At 31.6% G+C, this 17,821-nt stretch carries 18 protein-coding genes and 2 tRNA genes; 9 read left to right on the forward strand and 11 right to left on the reverse strand.

All coding sequences use genetic code 11. From position 1 onward, the window contains the following. Positions 1-6: 6 nt before the first annotated feature. The 3 genes from ACXAHM_RS16850 to ACXAHM_RS16860 are packed head-to-tail and all read right to left on the reverse strand — an operon-like array spanning position 7 to position 2,705. Positions 7-681 (reverse strand): HAD family hydrolase, encoded by a 675-nt coding sequence (locus tag ACXAHM_RS16850; RefSeq protein WP_474962090.1) that lies wholly within the window; start codon positions 679-681, stop codon positions 7-9. A 1-nt stretch (position 682) separates the two neighbouring features. Next, complete coding sequence (locus ACXAHM_RS16855; RefSeq protein WP_474962092.1) at positions 683-1,858, reverse strand: MFS transporter; 1,176 nt, start codon at positions 1,856-1,858, stop codon at positions 683-685. Positions 1,859-1,916: 58 nt separating this feature from the next. Further along, a complete protein-coding gene (locus ACXAHM_RS16860; RefSeq protein ID WP_474962094.1) occupies positions 1,917-2,705 on the reverse strand; it encodes a S1/P1 nuclease in 789 nt (262 codons plus the stop codon). 176 nt (positions 2,706-2,881) lie between these two features. On the opposite strand from ACXAHM_RS16860, the gene ACXAHM_RS16865 reads away from it, so the two are divergent. Continuing rightward, positions 2,882-3,445: a porin family protein gene (locus tag ACXAHM_RS16865; protein ID WP_474962096.1), complete on the forward strand. Its 564-nt coding sequence runs from the start codon at positions 2,882-2,884 to the stop codon at positions 3,443-3,445. Positions 3,446-3,511: 66 nt separating this feature from the next. On the opposite strand, the gene porG is transcribed toward ACXAHM_RS16865, so the two are convergent. From porG to ACXAHM_RS16880, 3 genes are all read right to left on the reverse strand, one after another. Then, on the reverse strand, positions 3,512-4,231 hold the full coding sequence (porG, locus tag ACXAHM_RS16870; protein WP_474962098.1) for a type IX secretion system protein PorG: 720 nt from the start codon (positions 4,229-4,231) through the stop codon (positions 3,512-3,514). 95 nt (positions 4,232-4,326) lie between these two features. Further along, positions 4,327-5,097 (reverse strand): DUF6089 family protein, encoded by a 771-nt coding sequence (locus tag ACXAHM_RS16875; protein WP_474962101.1) that lies wholly within the window; start codon positions 5,095-5,097, stop codon positions 4,327-4,329. Between the two features lie 241 nt (positions 5,098-5,338). Next, complete coding sequence (locus tag ACXAHM_RS16880) at positions 5,339-6,250, reverse strand: SDR family oxidoreductase (RefSeq protein ID WP_474962104.1); 912 nt, start codon at positions 6,248-6,250, stop codon at positions 5,339-5,341. Positions 6,251-6,382: 132 nt separating this feature from the next. Here ACXAHM_RS16880 and ACXAHM_RS16885 point away from each other — a divergent pair, with 132 nt between their 5' ends. Together ACXAHM_RS16885 and recR are read left to right on the forward strand one after the other, a co-directional pair. Then, complete coding sequence (locus ACXAHM_RS16885; protein ID WP_474962106.1) at positions 6,383-6,673, forward strand: ATP-dependent Clp protease adaptor ClpS; 291 nt, start codon at positions 6,383-6,385, stop codon at positions 6,671-6,673. Between the two features lie 21 nt (positions 6,674-6,694). Continuing rightward, positions 6,695-7,300, forward strand: a complete 606-nt coding sequence (recR, locus tag ACXAHM_RS16890; protein WP_474962109.1) for a recombination mediator RecR — start codon at positions 6,695-6,697, stop codon at positions 7,298-7,300. A gap of 64 nt (positions 7,301-7,364) precedes the next feature. On the opposite strand, the gene tatC is transcribed toward recR, so the two are convergent. Next, positions 7,365-8,198 (reverse strand): twin-arginine translocase subunit TatC, encoded by an 834-nt coding sequence (gene tatC, locus ACXAHM_RS16895; protein ID WP_474962111.1) that lies wholly within the window; start codon positions 8,196-8,198, stop codon positions 7,365-7,367. A 151-nt stretch (positions 8,199-8,349) separates the two neighbouring features. Here tatC and ACXAHM_RS16900 point away from each other — a divergent pair, with 151 nt between their 5' ends. Then, complete coding sequence (locus tag ACXAHM_RS16900) at positions 8,350-9,636, forward strand: N-acetylmuramoyl-L-alanine amidase family protein (protein ID WP_474962114.1); 1,287 nt, start codon at positions 8,350-8,352, stop codon at positions 9,634-9,636. A 2-nt stretch (positions 9,637-9,638) separates the two neighbouring features. Here the strand turns inward: ACXAHM_RS16900 and ACXAHM_RS16905 are convergent, their stop codons facing one another. Further along, positions 9,639-10,142 carry a YciE/YciF ferroxidase family protein gene (locus ACXAHM_RS16905; protein ID WP_474962117.1) on the reverse strand — a complete coding sequence of 168 codons (504 nt, stop codon included), beginning with the start codon at positions 10,140-10,142 and terminating at the stop codon, positions 9,639-9,641. 291 nt (positions 10,143-10,433) lie between these two features. Here ACXAHM_RS16905 and ACXAHM_RS16910 point away from each other — a divergent pair, with 291 nt between their 5' ends. The 4 genes from ACXAHM_RS16910 to cas6 all read left to right on the forward strand — a co-directional run bounded on the left by ACXAHM_RS16910 (position 10,434) and on the right by cas6 (position 15,390). After that, complete coding sequence (locus ACXAHM_RS16910; RefSeq protein WP_474962119.1) at positions 10,434-10,937, forward strand: metallophosphoesterase family protein; 504 nt, start codon at positions 10,434-10,436, stop codon at positions 10,935-10,937. Between the two features lie 309 nt (positions 10,938-11,246). Then, positions 11,247-12,374, forward strand: a complete 1,128-nt coding sequence (gene chrA / locus ACXAHM_RS16915; RefSeq protein ID WP_474962121.1) for a chromate efflux transporter — start codon at positions 11,247-11,249, stop codon at positions 12,372-12,374. Positions 12,375-12,523: 149 nt separating this feature from the next. After that, the gene (gene asnB, locus ACXAHM_RS16920; protein WP_474962123.1) at positions 12,524-14,428 is read left to right on the forward strand and encodes an asparagine synthase (glutamine-hydrolyzing); all 1,905 of its coding nucleotides are present in this window, start codon (positions 12,524-12,526) and stop codon (positions 14,426-14,428) included. 242 nt (positions 14,429-14,670) lie between these two features. Continuing rightward, positions 14,671-15,390: a CRISPR-associated endoribonuclease Cas6 gene (cas6, locus tag ACXAHM_RS16925; protein ID WP_474962125.1), complete on the forward strand. Its 720-nt coding sequence runs from the start codon at positions 14,671-14,673 to the stop codon at positions 15,388-15,390. On the opposite strand, the gene ACXAHM_RS16930 is transcribed toward cas6, so the two are convergent. Beyond that, the gene (locus tag ACXAHM_RS16930; RefSeq protein ID WP_474962127.1) at positions 15,377-16,573 is read right to left on the reverse strand and encodes a site-2 protease family protein; all 1,197 of its coding nucleotides are present in this window, start codon (positions 16,571-16,573) and stop codon (positions 15,377-15,379) included. The genes cas6 and ACXAHM_RS16930 overlap by 14 nt on opposite strands. Before the next feature lie 56 nt (positions 16,574-16,629). On the opposite strand from ACXAHM_RS16930, the gene ACXAHM_RS16935 reads away from it, so the two are divergent. Beyond that, a complete protein-coding gene (locus ACXAHM_RS16935) occupies positions 16,630-17,568 on the forward strand; it encodes an RluA family pseudouridine synthase (protein WP_474962130.1) in 939 nt (312 codons plus the stop codon). Between the two features lie 52 nt (positions 17,569-17,620). On the opposite strand, the gene ACXAHM_RS16940 is transcribed toward ACXAHM_RS16935, so the two are convergent. Together ACXAHM_RS16940 and ACXAHM_RS16945 are read right to left on the reverse strand one after the other, a co-directional pair. Further along, positions 17,621-17,697 (reverse strand) — tRNA-Asp (locus ACXAHM_RS16940). Between the two features lie 35 nt (positions 17,698-17,732). Further along, positions 17,733-17,809, reverse strand: a tRNA-Asp gene (locus ACXAHM_RS16945). Positions 17,810-17,821: the final 12 nt, after the last annotated feature.

The following is a 17,821-nucleotide window of genomic DNA, read 5'->3' on the forward strand; positions in this document are numbered from 1 at the left end:
TATTTCTCAATCTTCTGCATTTAACTTATCAATCAATGCAGGTAAATCAGACATATCTTGAATCACATTTTTTACACCTAGTGATTTCAAGGTATGTTGATGATTTTCATTTAAATGAGATGCTCCCGTAAAACCAATTACTTGCATTCCGGCTGCTAATCCAGCTTTCGCTCCACTAACACTATCTTCAATAACAATTACTTTTTTGGGATCAACCCCTAAGTCTTTAGCAGCAAATAAATAAACATCAGGCGCTGGTTTAGGATTCTCAACACTTTCTACACCAGAATACACTCTATCTTCAAATTCGCCTCTTAATCCAGTAAAATCTACGGCATGATTTATCTGCTCCTTATAGCTATTTGATATAATAGCCTTAGGTAATTTAATCAATTCATAGGCTTCTTTAGTTCCTTTGATTGCTTTTTCCTCTTTTTTAGCAGCCTCTTTGTACTTGTTAGTGATATCATTCACATAATCTTCGGGTAAAATAAAATTATATTCTTTAGACAACTTTGTCATTATTCCACTAAAAGTTTGACCCGAATAATTTTCCAAATATTCTTCAAGACTAATAGGTACTCCATAGGAAGCTATGTATTTAACCATTACTCTAGCAGCTATAATTTCACTATCTATGATCACGCCATCGCAATCTGAAAATAAATATTCAAATTTCATTTTATGTTGTTTTCTCTCTTAATCGTGCAAATGTAATATATAGGAAAGCCAATAGACAGCATAAACTTGAAATGATAAATGGCCAACCAATTTGTTCTATCTTATTATCATAAATAAAACCACTTGCAAGTGCACCTGTACCTATTCCAATTTCTAGAGCGATATACATTGTTGCAATTGCTCTACCTCTATGAATAGGATCACTTCTGTCAATCGTCCATGCATATAATGTTGGTGAATTTGTTCCAATCGCTAACCCTAATAATATGGCTGCTCCATAAAATGAATAGACCGTAGAAGCTATTCCAATCCAAAACAAAGCAATTACCAAAAGAATAGTAGATATTTTTAATATGGGTAATCTGCCATATTTGTCGGATAATTTTCCAGCAAAAACTCTTACAAAAACAGAAGCACCTGTAAATAATAGAAAAAATGTCCCTTTATTCTCCATTCCTAATGACTTACTTAAATCAGGAATCAATGTTAAAATCACTCCATAGGAAGTCGTACATAATAACATCACTAATGAAGGTGATAATGCATTCCTATCTATAATTTCATTTCGACGAATTCTAAAATGTTCCCAACTTAGTTTTTCTGGATTTTGTAGCGTTTCTTTTAACCGAAATAAAATTAAAATTGATAATAAAGAAACAAAAGATGCAAAATAGAACATGGTTTCAATATCAGTTTGCTGAGTCAACCAACTTCCAATGTAAGGACCTAATCCAATACCTGTACTCGAACAAAAACCTAAAACACCTAATGCCTCCCCTCTTTTGTCTAATGGAACAATATCAGCTAAATAGGCTGAAGTACCTGTTGGTTTAAAACCTGTAGAAAAGCCATGAAAAAAACGTAATACAAGAAAACCAAAGACTGTCCCAATAAAAGGATATAATATTGTACAAATACAACTCACAACAACACCTACAATCATCACTGGAACTCTACCAACACGATCTGTTAGTTTTCCACTAAAAGGTCTTGATAATCCAGCTGTCACTGTAAATAAAAAAATGATATATCCCTTATAATCTTCACCTCCCAAAGAAGTTAAATAATCTGGAAGTTCAGGAATTATCATATTGAAACTGGTAAAAAATAAGAAAGAACTAATACACAATAACCAAAAGTTTAATGTATAGAAAGTCTTTGTTTGTTGCTTTTCCATAAAAGGGTTAATGAAAAAAGGTACATATTCTTTTGAAAATGTACCTTCTATTTTATGTTTATCCAAGAACTTTATTAAGAATTCCTGCTAAGCGTATTCCCGCTTCTTTAATTCTTCTTTCTAAAGTACCGTAATTATCATACATATACCTGTATCCAAGTTTACCATCTCCAATGTCATTATAATACTTGGTCGCTAATACAAAAGATTCATTCATCATATCAACAGTTGATGCACTTTGCAAAAGTTCTACCTCTTGTGGTGTCGAATGATCAACATATAAGGCAATTTCACTATAAGATAATTGTTTTGAATCGATCATTTGTGAATCCCAAACTCTATGAATATTTGAAGGTTCTCCAAACCAAGTTACTTTAACTTTATTACCTCCTAAATCAGATTTATGACCTATATGAAATGGTTGATGTAAATCTCCTAAAAGGTGAGTTAGAACTTTGATTGCCATTGCTTTTTTCCTTTTCGAAGAAGAATCATCTTCCAAAATAGCAGTCATATCATCAATGGCCTTGATAATATCACCTTTAGGGTTTCTTTGGATAGTTTCAAAAGTTTCTCCCTCATCAATATTAATATAATGCCATGAATACATGAAACTATATTTCTTATCTGATTTTATATCATCCATCCAAGTGGCTACCATAGGAAGGTAAGATGAATCTCCTAAAATCATCTCTAGCTCTTTTTTTGCTTTTTTTGATAAATGATTTTGTGCAACCTGAGCCACTGCTCTATGGCCAGTTTGTCCCCAAGCAAATACATTTTCAATACTTATAGATGAAATAAATACAGTGATCAGAGTAAATAAAATAAGTTGATTTCGACGCATTTTTCTGATTGGTTAAATTTTTGTTCTTAAAGCATCGCAAGATAAATGGATACTTAAACACAATCAATGTTTAGCGATTTAAGTTCCTATTTTATCAATTTTATTGACAATCATTTATTTTTAATTGTCTAAACTGTATACACAAATTTAAATTATCACTCTTTCATTTTTTAATTATGAAAAAAATTCTAACACTAATAGTTGGTCTATTACTAATCGGATTCACATCTCAAGCACAATCAGGATTAATCAGTTTTGGTGTTAAAGGTGGTGTTGGTGCTTCTAAGTTTGAAGGAGACCTTCAAGCTGATACTGAAAATATTGCTTCTTGGCATGTTGGTGGTATGTTTAGAACTAACGTACCAGTATTACCTATTTATGCACAAGTTGAAGCTTTATACTCTAGAGTTGGAGGTAAAGTTGATGGAGATGCTAGCCACATCAATCGCTTTGATGTTCCTATTTTAGCTGGATTTAAAATAGGTCTTCTAGGTATCAATGCTCGTGCATTTGGTGGTGCTGTAGCTCAAGCTAATTTATCAAGCGATAACATTAGTGATTTGGATGGTTTTACTTGGGGTTGGCAAGCAGGTATCGGTGCTGATATTAAAAGGTTAACTGCTGATATTAAATATGAATCAGGTTCAGACTTTCTTTCAGGACAAACTGGATTACCATCAATTAAATCAACACAATGGATTGTGAGTATTGGATGGTTCTTTGGTGGTGGAGATGATTAATCGATACTGACAAAAATATATTAAAAAAGGCTGTTTAGAATTCATTTTCTAAGCAGCCTTTTTCTTTTATCTTCTTCTATGGTACTGAGGACAATTAATATTAAATATATGATAACTCAATGTAAAACCTAAGAAGTAATAGTTATCTCTCCATGAAGGGTAAACTGTTTGTTCTTGTACAGGCGCATTAGTATCCCCTCGGTATATTGAATCTGTATTATCATTCCATAAAGGTTTCGTAATACTAAATTCCATTCCAAAATCAAGATTCGTTCCTATTCTTTGCTTAAAACCTAATCCTAGAGGAAGTGTAACTGCATAATATACACTCTTTGCTGTAGAAGTTGTAGTTTCTAGAATTGGAAAAGCTCCAAAACCTAATTGCATAAAGAAATAAGGTGTAAATTTATCTTGCTTTCTTTTATGTTCTCTAAACTGCAAGAAATTATACTCAAATCCAGTGGCAATATTTACCATTACATTTTCAAAACTTGCATCTCTGTCTTGATGAAATGGCTTATTAAAATTGCTATCATGTCCTGTATACCAGGCTCCTTCCAAAGAAGTTCTCCAAAGAAAATGATTTTTGATTTTATATTTAGCAAATAGTTTACCTCCTACCCTAAAATCAGAAAAGGCTGGTAAAGGTGATACATCCCCTGTATAAAAAGATGTCCCTACACTTCCACCAAGAATCCAATATTGTGCATTAGACTGTTGAATGGATAGAATCGATAAGAATAAAAATAATACAGTTGTTGATAATAATTTAATTCCCTTATTCATAACATACTATTAAGTTTAAAAAGAATCGAATAAGTTTAGGTAAAAAAAAAGTCCGTACAGTGACCTGACGGACTTCAAATATAATATATTTTTTCTTAACGGAACTTAGGCATTTTGATTGCTCCACCTAAGATATAGTTAATATGGAATCCCATTGTTAAGAACGCATCATTTAATTCGTTCAAAGGGCTTGAATTTACTGAGTTATCAATACCATCGACTCTATCAGAGCCTGTATAATTCGCCGTTACTTCAATAGCAATATCTAAATGAGTAGTCAATTTATATCTTACACCTGCAGCAACAGGAACAACCCAAGTAGTAGAATTTTCAATATAGTCTTCACCTATCTGAGTTCCTGCATATCCAGGATCAGAATTTTGAGATACTTTAGCATTTGAAAACAACATACCAATTCCTAAACCAACATATGGAATCGGCACTTTTGGTCTTCTATAAAAAACCCCCGAGTTTTGGAAAAGGTCAATAATTGCCATACCATTCAATTGAAAAGCATATGTATTAAATTCTAATCCTCTATCGGCATTTCTTTCTGCATCTTTATCACTACCTGCTAACAAGTTATTATTTAAAGATACTCTTGCACTAATTCTTGGGTGTAATCTTTTTTGAACATAACCACCAAATTGAAATCTAGTATTGGACCAATCAATACTTGCTTTACTTGGTGAAGGAGATAAATCCCCCCAAAAGTTAGCAGTAGTAGCCATACCACCTACACTCCAATATTTCTTTTTTGCAGTAAATCTTGCTCTATCTCTAATACCTTGTGCAGACGCTTCTGAAAACGCAAAAGAAACAAGCATCAGAAATAAAATAGTTTTTATTGAATTTTTTAATTTCATTCTTAAAAAATTATTTATGGACTCAGTCAGAGTTATTATTTCAATTTCGAGATGTTAAAAACCTTTTAACCTGTTAAAAGTTAGTACACGTTTTATGCCAAACAATTAAGTTAATGATTTAAGAGAGCAATTATTACCAAATTGAGTGTAAAAACTTTAGGTTTAGAAGCTTATATCTAAGCAAATATACGGTTTTGTATTAATTTATAAATTTTTTAGCCAAAATCTTTTAAATAAATAGTCACTTTTTAGGTAAAATATCTAAGACGATACCTAGCCCTTCATCAAAAGAAATTGGTTGATATTTTAAGGAATCATAGGCTTTTTTATTCGTAAATCCGGTTTTAAGTGGTCTTTTACCATGTTCTTTGAACGTGGAAGCATCCACAGGAGTTATGTTAACTTTATCGAGTTTTAAATAATTAGCAACTTTAACAGCTATTTGGTAAGGTGTTAAGTAATCTCTTCCTGAGATATGAAAAATTCCTTTTGCTCCTAATTTGGCTATTAAATAACAACCTTCAGCTAAGTCTCCGGCATATGTAGGGGTTCTAAATTGATCATTGACAACTTTTATTGGTTCATTTTTAGAAAGCTTCTCATGTACCCATAACATAATATTACTTCGACTCATATCTTTCACTTGCCCATAAACCAAACAAGTACGTACAATAGATGTTTTAATTATTTCTTCTTTTAAAATAATATCTTCTGACATCATTTTTGTTTTCCCGTAAAAATTTAATGGGTTTCTTTCATCATTTTCTTCATATAGTCCTTTCTCACCATCAAATACAAAATCTGTTGATAAATAAATGAAATGTTCTAAGTTATTTTTTTTCCCAATGGACAATAACCTTTTTGTTGTTCTTACATTTTGCTTAATAGCTTCTTCATGATTGTCTTCACACAGTTCTACTCTAGAAATAGCAGCACAATGAACTATAATTTCAGGTTTTACTTTACTCAATACTTTAATCACATCATCTTCCTTCGTTAGATCCATATTAAAATACTGATAACCAACTTCTTTTAATCTATCTTCTCCTCTACTTGTAATGATGATATTGAAATCATTATGTTTTATTAAACATTTAGTAAGGTACTGACCTAGAAGGCCATTTCCGCCAGTTATTAGGATTGTTTTTCTCATTTTTGTATTAAAATCAGTAGTATTTGCACTAATTACGTAAACTAAATTGAAAGAACGAATGTTATTATGAAACCTATTAGTTAATTAAAGACAGGATTATTATTTTTGTGTATCAAATCTTTATACTTTCTTATGATTAAGTTTTCAAAACAAAGTGATACTGATGTTCAAGAATTAGAAGAAACCCTTGTAGATTCTGAACTCAATCGAGAATTAGTCGTTTTCAACGATGATGTTAACACATTTGATACTGTAATTGATGCTTTGATTCAAGTCTGTAATCATACTTCTCATCAAGCAGAACAATGTACATGGATTATTCATTATAATGGTAAATGTGCCGTTAAAAATGGGACATTCGATGAGTTAACACCTATGCGTACTGCTTTAAGTGACAGAGGCATATCATGTGAAATTTTATAATACAAACTTAATTTTGTTGTAGTGACTAATCTTCCTTCAAAATCCTTAGAAAATGCAGTTGAGGAAATCTCAAAATTACCGGGAATTGGTAAAAAAACTGCTTTAAGAATGGCTTTATATATTCTTAAAGAGGATGAATTATTTGCAAAAGATTTAGCTACAGCTATCGCTTCTTTGAAGTTAAATGTAAAATTCTGTAAGAAATGTCATAATATTTCTGATGAAGAATTATGTTCGATATGTACTAATCCAAAAAGAGATATTCACACACTTTGCATCGTAGAAAATATGTCTGATGTTTTGGCTATTGAATCTACAGGTGCTTATAATGGTATATACCATGTCTTGAATGGCGTAATTTCTCCATTACAAGGTGTTACACCAATGGATTTAACTATTGAACATTTGATAGAAAGAGTACATTCTGAAGATATAAATGAGATCATCTTTGCTTTAAATGCAAGTTTAGATGGTGATACAACAGCATTTTTTATCAGACAACAATTGGATAATATGCCAATGTTGAAAGTTACAAATATTGCTAGAGGTATTCCTGTTGGTGGTGCCTTAGAATTTGCTGATGAACTCACATTAGGTCGTTCTATTTCTGAAAGAACAGATTTATAACTTAAGACATAAAAAAACTGAACTCCAATTTCTTAAAGTTCAGTTTATTTTTTTATCTAATTAGCTAAATTTTTCTTAGCTCTTTTTTTGCCTTTTTTTCTTTTCCTTTCAATACACTTGCCGCAATATATATACTTACTTCATATAAGAAGATAATTGGTCCAGCAATTAATATTTGTGTAATTGGATCTGGAGGAGTAATAATTGCTGATATAATTAATATCACCACAATAGCATGTTTTCTGTATTCTCTCATTACTTCTGGAGTAACCATATCTGATTTTGATAAGAAGAATACTACCATCGGTAATTGAAACATAACCCCACCTGATAATACGATCATAGAAAGAGTGGAAATATATGATGATATATCAAATTCATTAAGTACACTTTCATCAATTTGATAGTTAGATAAGAAATTGATGGCTAGAGGTGATACAATATAGTATCCAAAAAGAACTCCAGTGATAAATAATAAACTCACAAAAAAAGTTGCCCCAGTAGTTGCACTTTGTTCATTCTGATATAAGCCAGGCTTTACGAATCTCCAAATTTCCCAGAAAGTATAAGGAAAAGCTAAAATTAAACCGATTACAATAGAGGACATGATATGCATTGCAAATTGTCCTGTCATCGTTCTACTTTGTATTGTAAATGGTAAACTTTCTATACATAAAGCATCAGTATTCATATAATTTGACAAATCACATAGCCACTGATATGTTGGAAAGTCTAACCTTGATGGTCCTAATATAATTACATTAAAGACAAAAGATTTCGCCACAAAAGCGATTACCGAAAAAATAAAAATTGAGCCTACGCCTCTCAACACATGCCATCTTAGTTCTTCTAAATGATCTAAGAATGACATTTCCTGCTGTTCGTTATTCTCTGACATCTGTTGTAAGTTCTTTCAAATTCAGCTCTAAAGGTCGTTAATTTGAATGAATTCGCATAATAATTAAAAGATCTAAATAAGAATACTTGTAAATACTAGGGCAAACTCTGTAATTTTGTATATTAAGTCATAAATTTCTGGCCTATACTATATGGTAACTTCATTTAATAAATATCACTTTTTAAACTTTATCATTACTTTTTTTGTCTGTACAATTTCAATTTACGGTCAAGATGAGAACTTCAAACAATATTCATTTGAAAGAGAAGTTGTTATTGTCCTTGATCCAGGACATGGAGGAACAGATGTAGGTAAACCAAAAAGTAAAAGCTACTTTAAACATGAGGCTGATCTTAATTTAGATATTGCTTTTAGAATTGGTGGATATTTAGAAGAAAGGGTCAAAAACGTAAAAGTTAAATACACTAGACGAACAGATCGTACTTTAACCCTTGACGAAAGGGTGGATTATGCAAATAAAGTGAAAGCTGATTATTTCATTAGTATACATTGTAATTCACTCTCAAATAAAAGCTATCACGGAACTCAAGTTCATATTCAAAGTAAAAAATTTGCTACTTCTTATACTTTAGCTAAAAAGATTGATAAAGAACTTATAAGAGCTGGAAGAAAAAGTAGAGGTATCAAAGATAGAAATGATAGAGGCCATAACCTTCAAGTATTACAATACACTGAAATGCCTGGTGTTCTGATTGAATGTGGATTCATGAGTAATGCAAAGGAAGAAGCCTATCTTAATTCTGGAAAAGGGCAAACATATATTGCCTCTGCTCTATTCAGAGCAATAAGAGATTTTGAAAATCAAAAACCAAGACCAAAAGCTGACAATAGATATCCTTATTATAGAGTACAAATAAGTACTTCTACCAAACCTTCGAATGACTTAAAATCTAAAAGAGTAAGAAATTTAAAGATGAAAGTAGATCCTTTAAAAGAAGGGAATAAGTATGCTTTACTTGTGGGAAGAGAATATGAGAAGAAAGTTGCAGATCAATTACTCAAAACGATTAAGAAAAAAGGATTCAAAGATGCTTTCGTAAGAAAATTTGATATACCACAAAAAGTCACTTCAAAACCAAAAGAGGAAGTAATAGTAAAACAAACAACACCTGATTCTACAAAAAAGAAAGATTCTTTGAAAAGTTTACAGTTTTACCGCATCCAAATAATGTCAAGTATTGAAGAAGTAAATCTCAATAAGCCACAATTCAAAAATTTAGATTATCCGGTATATCTTTTTTATGATCAAGAATCCAAAAATCAATATAAATATCAGGTTTTAGTGGGAAAAACATATGCAAAAAATGAAGCTCAAAAAATTCTTTCAACTGTAAGAAAAAAAGGGTTTCCTGATGCTTTCATTGTCACAGTGTTAGAAAATGAAGCACGAAAACCCTTCAAACAATTGATTCCATAAATTTATACTGCTTCCAAACTATGTTCTAAGTCGATTAATTCTAACATAGTTTCATCTAGTAATCGATCTATATCTCTTTCATTTTTCAACATTTCCTTAAGAAGATCTGTGATTCTATCATCATGAACTCTATCCGCATACATTAATATATTTTGATAGCCATTCAAGTCATTTGAATGCAATTGACGAATTGTTGATAGTATTGCAATATCAGATACATATTTATTAGATGAATTTTCAATGATTAAATTCATTTCTTTAATCATTCCTAAACTACATTCACAAATATCACCTACTTGGTTTTCATGAAGGTCTTTAAATAAATCATCTAAAAATAAAATATGCTTTCGGGCACTTGCCTCACAGATAGCTAAAATTCTCCTTAGGGTTACAGATTTAACTTTTGACCCTAGTTCATGAAACACTCCCAATTGTTGTGTTTCAGAATCATATCTGTCTTTCATTTGATGAACAAACAGGTCTCTTAGATTTTCAAATTCTTTCATAATGATCAGTTTTAGATGATTTAATTTGTTAATTAATCGACACACAACGTGTTATTTACACACTATAAAGTGTATTAACCACACCTAAAGTAGCTCAAATATTAAAAAACTATCAATGACAAAAGTCACTAGAAAAAAAACTCTTAATCATCATGAAAAAATGAAACAAAATCGTATATTTGTTATAGTAAAGAAATGAAATGAAATGAAGCGATAAAGAGCATACTCAGAGGGTATGCTCTTTTTGTTTTTAGACAATTTTTAAAGAAAAAACAAACACACACCCATATAATGAAAGAGATTGGAATCATTTCAGACACCCATGGATATATTGATGAGCAAATTTTAAAAAACTTAGAAGGTTGTGATGAAATTTGGCATGCTGGAGATATTGGTGACATTGATGTGATGAACGCATTAGAAACCATAGCACCTACAAAAGCTGTATTTGGTAATATAGATAGTGGAAATTTACGAGTTGAATATCCTGAGGAACAAATTTTTGAAATTGAGGGTGTCAATATATATATGATTCATATTGGAGGATATCCTCCAAAATATACAAGGAAATTAAAACTTAGATTAGATGAATTGAAACCAGATATATTTATCTGTGGACATTCTCATATTCTTAAAGTAATTCCTGATCGAGATAGAAAATTATTACATATTAATCCAGGAGCTGCTGGAAGGCATGGTTTTCATCGCATGCGAACCTTAATTCGTTTAAAAATTGACGAAGGAAAACCTAAAGACTTGAAAGTTATTGAGCTAGGACTCAGAGGAAAGATATAATTCAATGACAATAATCAGTATTTTCTTAAGCACAGGTCATCATTGCATGTGTTCAAAATACGCTTAATTTGTTATTGAAAGTTATGAGATGAGATAATGCTAGTAAACTGAAAGTATTTTTAACATAAATCAGTTTCTAAAGCGTGACACAGATAGGCATTGAGCGGTTTAAGTGCTCGATGCCTATTTTTTATACTTTTATTTTTTCAAATAGACTATATCTAACTCAGTATTTACTATTTACTTTGCATTACAATCAAACATCATCTTGATAGATGAAAACCTAATTTTATTCTCATAAATATGAATATGAAAAATTCTTCAAAACTACTCGAAGTTACTATCATAATGTTTAAACTAGGCTGTATGGCATTTGGTGGTCCTGCCGCTCATATTGCAATGCTGGAAAAAGAAGTCGTTGATAAACGAAAATGGATGACTAGTGAACATTTTTTAGATCTAATTGGTGCTACAAATCTAATTCCTGGCCCAAATTCTACAGAAATGACAATGCATGTTGGTCACGAAAGAGCTGGATTTTTTGGTTTGATTCTAGGAGGATTAGCTTTTATTTTTCCAGCTGTTCTTTTAACAGGAGTTTTAGGTTGGTTCTATACGGAATATGGTACCTTACCAAATGTTGCTCCTTTTATCAAAGGTATTCAACCAGCTGTTCTTGCAATAATCGCAAGTACTATTCTTAAACTAGGAAAAAAGGCTTTAAAAAATATTGAAATAGGTATTTTAGGAGGTATAACTTTCTTGGTTTCTTTGATCGGTATGGATGAAATTACAACTCTACTAGGAACAGGATTAATAGGAATCCTTTATTTTAATTTTAAAAAGAAAAGATCTAATGTCAAAGCCTCTTTTTTACCAATAATTCTTTCCTCTCCCATTCAAATTACTTATTCGATATCAGCTTCCTCTATTTTTCTATCTTTTTTAAAAATTGGAGCAGTTCTTTATGGTAGTGGATATGTATTGTTTGCTTATTTAGATGCTGAATTTGTAGCCAATGGTTGGTTATCAAGACAAGAATTAATGGATGCAATCGCAATAGGTCAGTTTACGCCAGGTCCTGTACTTTCTACTGCAACTTTTGTAGGCTATCAATTAAATGGTTTTGAAGGTGCAGTATTGGCTACGCTAGGTATATTTTTACCCTCATTCTTTTTAGTAATGCTATTAAATCCACTAATTCCACAACTTAGAAACTCAAAAACTGTCAGTTACTTTTTAGATGCTGTAAATATTGCTTCTGTAGCAATTATGATAAAAGTACTTATCGATATGTCAATTTCTTCATTAATTGATTGGCAAAGTATTCTGATTGCTACATTGAGTTTATTCATCACTTTTAGATACAAAAAAATAAACAATATGTGGATTATCTTAGGTGCTAGTCTACTTGGGTATTCACTACAATTCCTATAAAAAATTAGATTCTTCTAATAATTAAAGAATTGACGCAACGATATTCAAATTGGCATTTAAAATATGCATGTGCTTTACATATTTTTTTCTAATTTCGTTTATCTAAAATCTTTTTATATAATTCATTTTTTCATCTCGAATCAAAATATATGTGCGGAATTACTGGACTATTTGCATTTAATGAAATCGGAAGGATGCAGGCAATACATATGCATAAAGCAACTGAAGTTATTGCTCATAGAGGACCTGATGCTTCTGACGTTTATAGTAGCCACTTTGTACACTTAGGTCATCGAAGACTATCTATTATTGACCTTTCCGAAGGTGCAAACCAACCCATGCAAGATATTTCAGGTAGATATACAATTGTATTTAATGGAGAAATATATAATTATCAGCCAATTCGAGAAGAATTAAAAAATAAAGGAGTTGAATTTATCACTTCATCAGATACTGAAGTTTTATTATATGCTTATATACACTATGGAAAAGAATGTATAAATCGTTTTCATGGTTTTTTTGGCTTTGCAATTTATGACAATGAAGAGGATAGTCTATTTATTGCAAGGGACCGAATGGGCATCAAGCCTCTTCTTTATTCTATTGATGAAGATAAAGTTGTTTTTGGTAGTGAAATGATTTCTCTACTTCAATTTGGTATTGAAAAAGAAGTGGATCACACGTCCATTTATCAATTATTACAGCTTACCTATATTCCAACACCTAATTCAATATTTAAAGGAATTAAAAAGTTACCTCAGGGACATTATATGTTCATTAAAAATAAGACTGTTGATATTCAACCGTATTATTCATTAAAAGAACATTGTACAGAGCCTTTAAATCTTTCTTATGAAGAAGCTCAAAAAGAATTACTAAAAGTAATGGATGCTTCGATCCAAGAAAGAATGATTTCAGATGTACCATTAGGTGCTTTTTTAAGTGGTGGTATTGATTCATCTGCTGTTGTTGCTTTAGCTTCTCGACATACGAAGCAACTCCAAACTTTCTCTATAGGATATAAAAATGAACCTCTTTTCGACGAAACGCATTATGCTGAATTAGTCGCCAAAAAATATAATACAGATCATACAGCCTTTCAACTCACTCCAGATGACTTTTACAATCACTTATTTGGAATGCTTGATAGCTATGCAGAGCCTTTTGCTGATGCATCTGCTATCGCTGTAAATATTCTTTGTAAAGAAACTAGACAAAAAGTAACTGTTGCACTTTCAGGCGATGGTGCTGATGAGATGTTTGCTGGTTATAATAAACATTTAGGAGAATGGAAATCTAGACATCAAGGAGTACTTGCTCAGATGATCAAATTAGGATTACCTGCTTTAAAATTCTTACCACAAAGTAGAAATTCTGCGATTGGTAACAAAGTCCGACAGGCTATTAAATTTGGTGAAGGATTAAAATTGTCTCCTCAAGAAAGATACTGGTATCTATGCTGTTGGAGAGACACTGCCACAACTAGAAGTATTCTCTCAGATTCATTTAAAAATAAAATTGATGATGATAGTTTTGCTTTACGTAAAAATCATTTAACTCGATACATTGATGGTAAAGGAATAAATGATGTACTATTCTCAGATTTAGATGGTTTACTCGTCAACGATATGCTGCATAAAGTTGACTCCATGAGTATGCTTAACAGTCTTGAAGTACGTGTTCCATTTTTAGATCATAGAGTAGTCGAATTTGCAATGAGATTACCTTCAGAATATAAGATTCATGGATCAATGAAAAAGAGAATTCTTCAAGATGCATTTAGAGAATTATTACCTCCTGAACTTTACAAAAGGCCAAAACATGGTTTTGAAGTTCCATTGATGAATGGCTTCAAAACATCATTAAGATCTTGGGTGAATGAAATGTTAGATGAAGATTTTATTAGAGAGCAAGGAATTTTTGATATACAATATATTTCTACTCTAAAAAATACAATCTTTAATTCATCCAATTATGACCAAAATCAGGTGTGGTCTATTTTAGTATTGCAAAATTGGTGGAAAAAATATAATCCTAAGCTAAATGTTGAGTAAAAATACATTTTTGTCAAAAAAATTACTTTAATTCAGATAAATTAATGATATTAAGTATTATGTCTCATTGGGGCATTTTACGAGTGTTTATACACTTTGTTAATTTTTTAATCTATCTAGGATTTATCCTAATTGAGAGTTACCAACTACAAATTTTTTAGAAGGTGCGTATAAGAATAATCTTCAATCTCCGTAACAAGGGTGCCATTTTACCCTTTCATCACCAAAAACTCGTTCAGAATATGCTAAAAATAGCATGTGCTGATAATGACTTGTTTGAAAGTGCTAATTTTACTTTTTCTGGCCTTAAAGGACAGACTAAAGTTGGCCGAGAAGGATTACATTATTTTTCAAAGAAAGCAACTATTGTATTGACCAGTCCCAATAAGGAATTTGTTGATAAAATAGTAAAAGGGCTTTTCCAAGAATCACATATTCTCTTGGGCAATCTCATGCTTCAAGCTGATAGTGTTGAAATCGAAGAAGTTCCTCAGTTTAATGAATCAATGAAATACCTTTGTATTTCTCCTATTGTTCCATTTCATGATATTGAAGGGCTAAACAATAAGATGTTCGTCAACCCTATTAGTGATGACTTCTCTGATATGCTTTACGATTCTACCATGTTTCGTATGGAAAAGTCAGGACTATATAGCCAAGAGCAAATTGCTTCATTCTTTAGGTTTCAAGTAATTCCGGATCAGGAATATCTTGCAAGAATTAATAGAATGGACAAAAAATTTGCACGAATCTACTCTGTCATTAAAAGTGGCGAAATCAAAGAAGCAAGAGGCTATACTCTACCTTTTGAGATTCTTGCAGCTCCAGAAGTTCAAGAATTTATCTACCATAATGGTTTCGGTGAATTAACCGAACATGGTTTTGGTATGCTTGACATTCCTTATTTCAACCCTGAGAAAAAACCATATGTTCTTGATGAAGAAAGTTCTAATTCAGAATAAAAGGAGCAGGAGTAAAACATAATATAAAAACAATTAAGGTGATGATACCAACAATTTTTCGTTTGGTGTCAACACCTTTTTTATATATTGAAGGAGGATGGTGTAACCCTACAAATCTAGCTAAGATAAAACCAAACAATAACCACCCGTTGTATCCTACGAGTGAAGGAAAGAAAGTTGAAAGAACAAATTGAGTCGTAAATATACTCATGGCATACAACGCTACAGTTACCTTACTCTCAAATAACTTCATCGATACAAAAAAGAGATATAAAACATACATTGGAACGTATGAAACGAGATATTCAGTAGGTTGATTTGCTGAAAATATGCCTAAACCTGCCCAAAATAAAAAAACAGCAAAAGTGTAAGGTAATAATTGATGAAAACGCTTATAACCAATAATACTAGATAATGCATGTCCTCCATCTAACTGTCCAAAAGGTAGCAAATTTAAAGCAGTAAAGAAACACGCTAAAAATCCAGCAAATAGAAAAGGATAATGCATCATTTCATGCTGGTTGGGAATTAAAGAGGGATCACTTACCACAAACTTTTTAAAAAATTCAAATAATAAATTTGTTCCCAAAACAATATTTTCCCCTTCGGACAAATTTTCATAAACATATTTGGTATAATCTAATCCATATTTTTCGTATTCAGGGTGTACTTGAAATATATAGTCAGCCGGAGGTAAATGTGTAAATCCATAAAAAAGCACAAATAAAGCGGCTACAAATCCCGCCAATGGACCTGACACTCCTATATCAAAGTATTCTTTTTTTGATTTTATTAAACTTTTAATTCGAATAACAGCACCAAGAGTTCCAATCAAACCAAACCCTGGAAACCATACTGGTAAAAAATAAGGTAATGTAACCTTTAATTTATAATATTTCGCAGTGAAATAATGTCCAAATTCATGAATACCAAGTATACCAACAAACGAAATGGAATAAGCTAATGCACCTTTCCATTCATCAATCGAAATTTCACTAAAAAAAATAGCTTTTCCGTATAACCATTCTAATCCTGCAAATGTAGTAGTAGTTAAAGTTAAAATGAATAACAAAAGATGCTTCCACCATACCATTCCTACCTTTTCTTTTTTCTTCTCGAGCGTAGTCTCCTGAAAACGTTTGTCTAAAGATTCTTCTTTATTTTCTTCCATATAAAATTTCATTGCCTCAATACTACAAGTTAGCTTTGCAATATCAATCCTACAAACAAAAAATTAGAATGATAGAAAAGAAACACCTTCATGAAGAGTTTATAGTTCCTAAAGGAAGCAAAATGGTTCGTTTAGATCATTTTCTATCATTAAATCTTCCTAATAAAAGTAGAAATATCATCCAAAAGAAAATTAAAGAAAAGATGGTATTAGTGAATGGGAGCCCTTCAAAATCAAGTTATATGATTAAAGGGGATGATATTATTCAATGGTATGAATCATTCGGTAAACTAACTGAATTATTACCATACGATTATCCATTAGAAATTCTTCATGAAGATGACTTTTGTATTGTTATTAATAAACCTGCTCAAATGCCTATGCATCCTGGTTTAGGTAATTATGATAATACTGTTCAGAATGCACTTAAATTCTACTATAAGCAATCCCAACAAAAAGATGTACTACTCAGAGACTGTATCGTACAAAGGCTTGATAAGGATACTAGCGGTGTTTTAGTTCTTGCCAAGAAAGAGGAAGCTAGGATGTTTTTAAGTAAACAATTCAAAGCTATGAAACCTTATCGTATATATTATGCATGGGTATGGGGTACTTTGAAAGAAAAAACAGGAACCATTAGCGAATACATTGGACGAAATCCAGAAAATGAGAGAAGTATTGAGGTATCAAAAGATAAAATTTTTGGAAAGGAAGCTATAACTCATTTTAGGGTTTTAGAAGAGTTTAAAAATATATCTTTAGTAGAATGTAAACTTGAAACTGGTAGAACACATCAAATCCGAGTACATATGCAATTTCTTGGTCATCCTCTTGTTGGAGATAAACGTTATGAAATTCCATATCTGATTGCTGATCATAAATTACAGAATTCCTTAAACAGGCATTGTTTACATGCAAAGACTCTTCATTTCATTTCTCCTTCTGATCAAAAGACCTTACTCACTTTTGACTCTAGTATTCCCAAGGATTTAGAATTAATTTACTAAAAATAAAAAAAGACAAGCATATAAGATATACTTGTCTTTCCATTGAATTGGTTGGCGGAACAGACGGGACTCGAACCCGCGACCCCCTGCGTGACAGGCAGGTATTCTAACCAACTGAACTACTGCTCCAGTCATCTAGTTTTGAAAGTCTGATGAAGACTTGTTGGCGGAACAGACGGGACTCGAACCCGCGACCCCCTGCGTGACAGGCAGGTATTCTAACCAACTGAACTACTGCTCCAGTCATCTAGTT

The sequence above is a fragment of the Flammeovirga sp. AWQ4_249 genome (assembly GCF_056161045.1).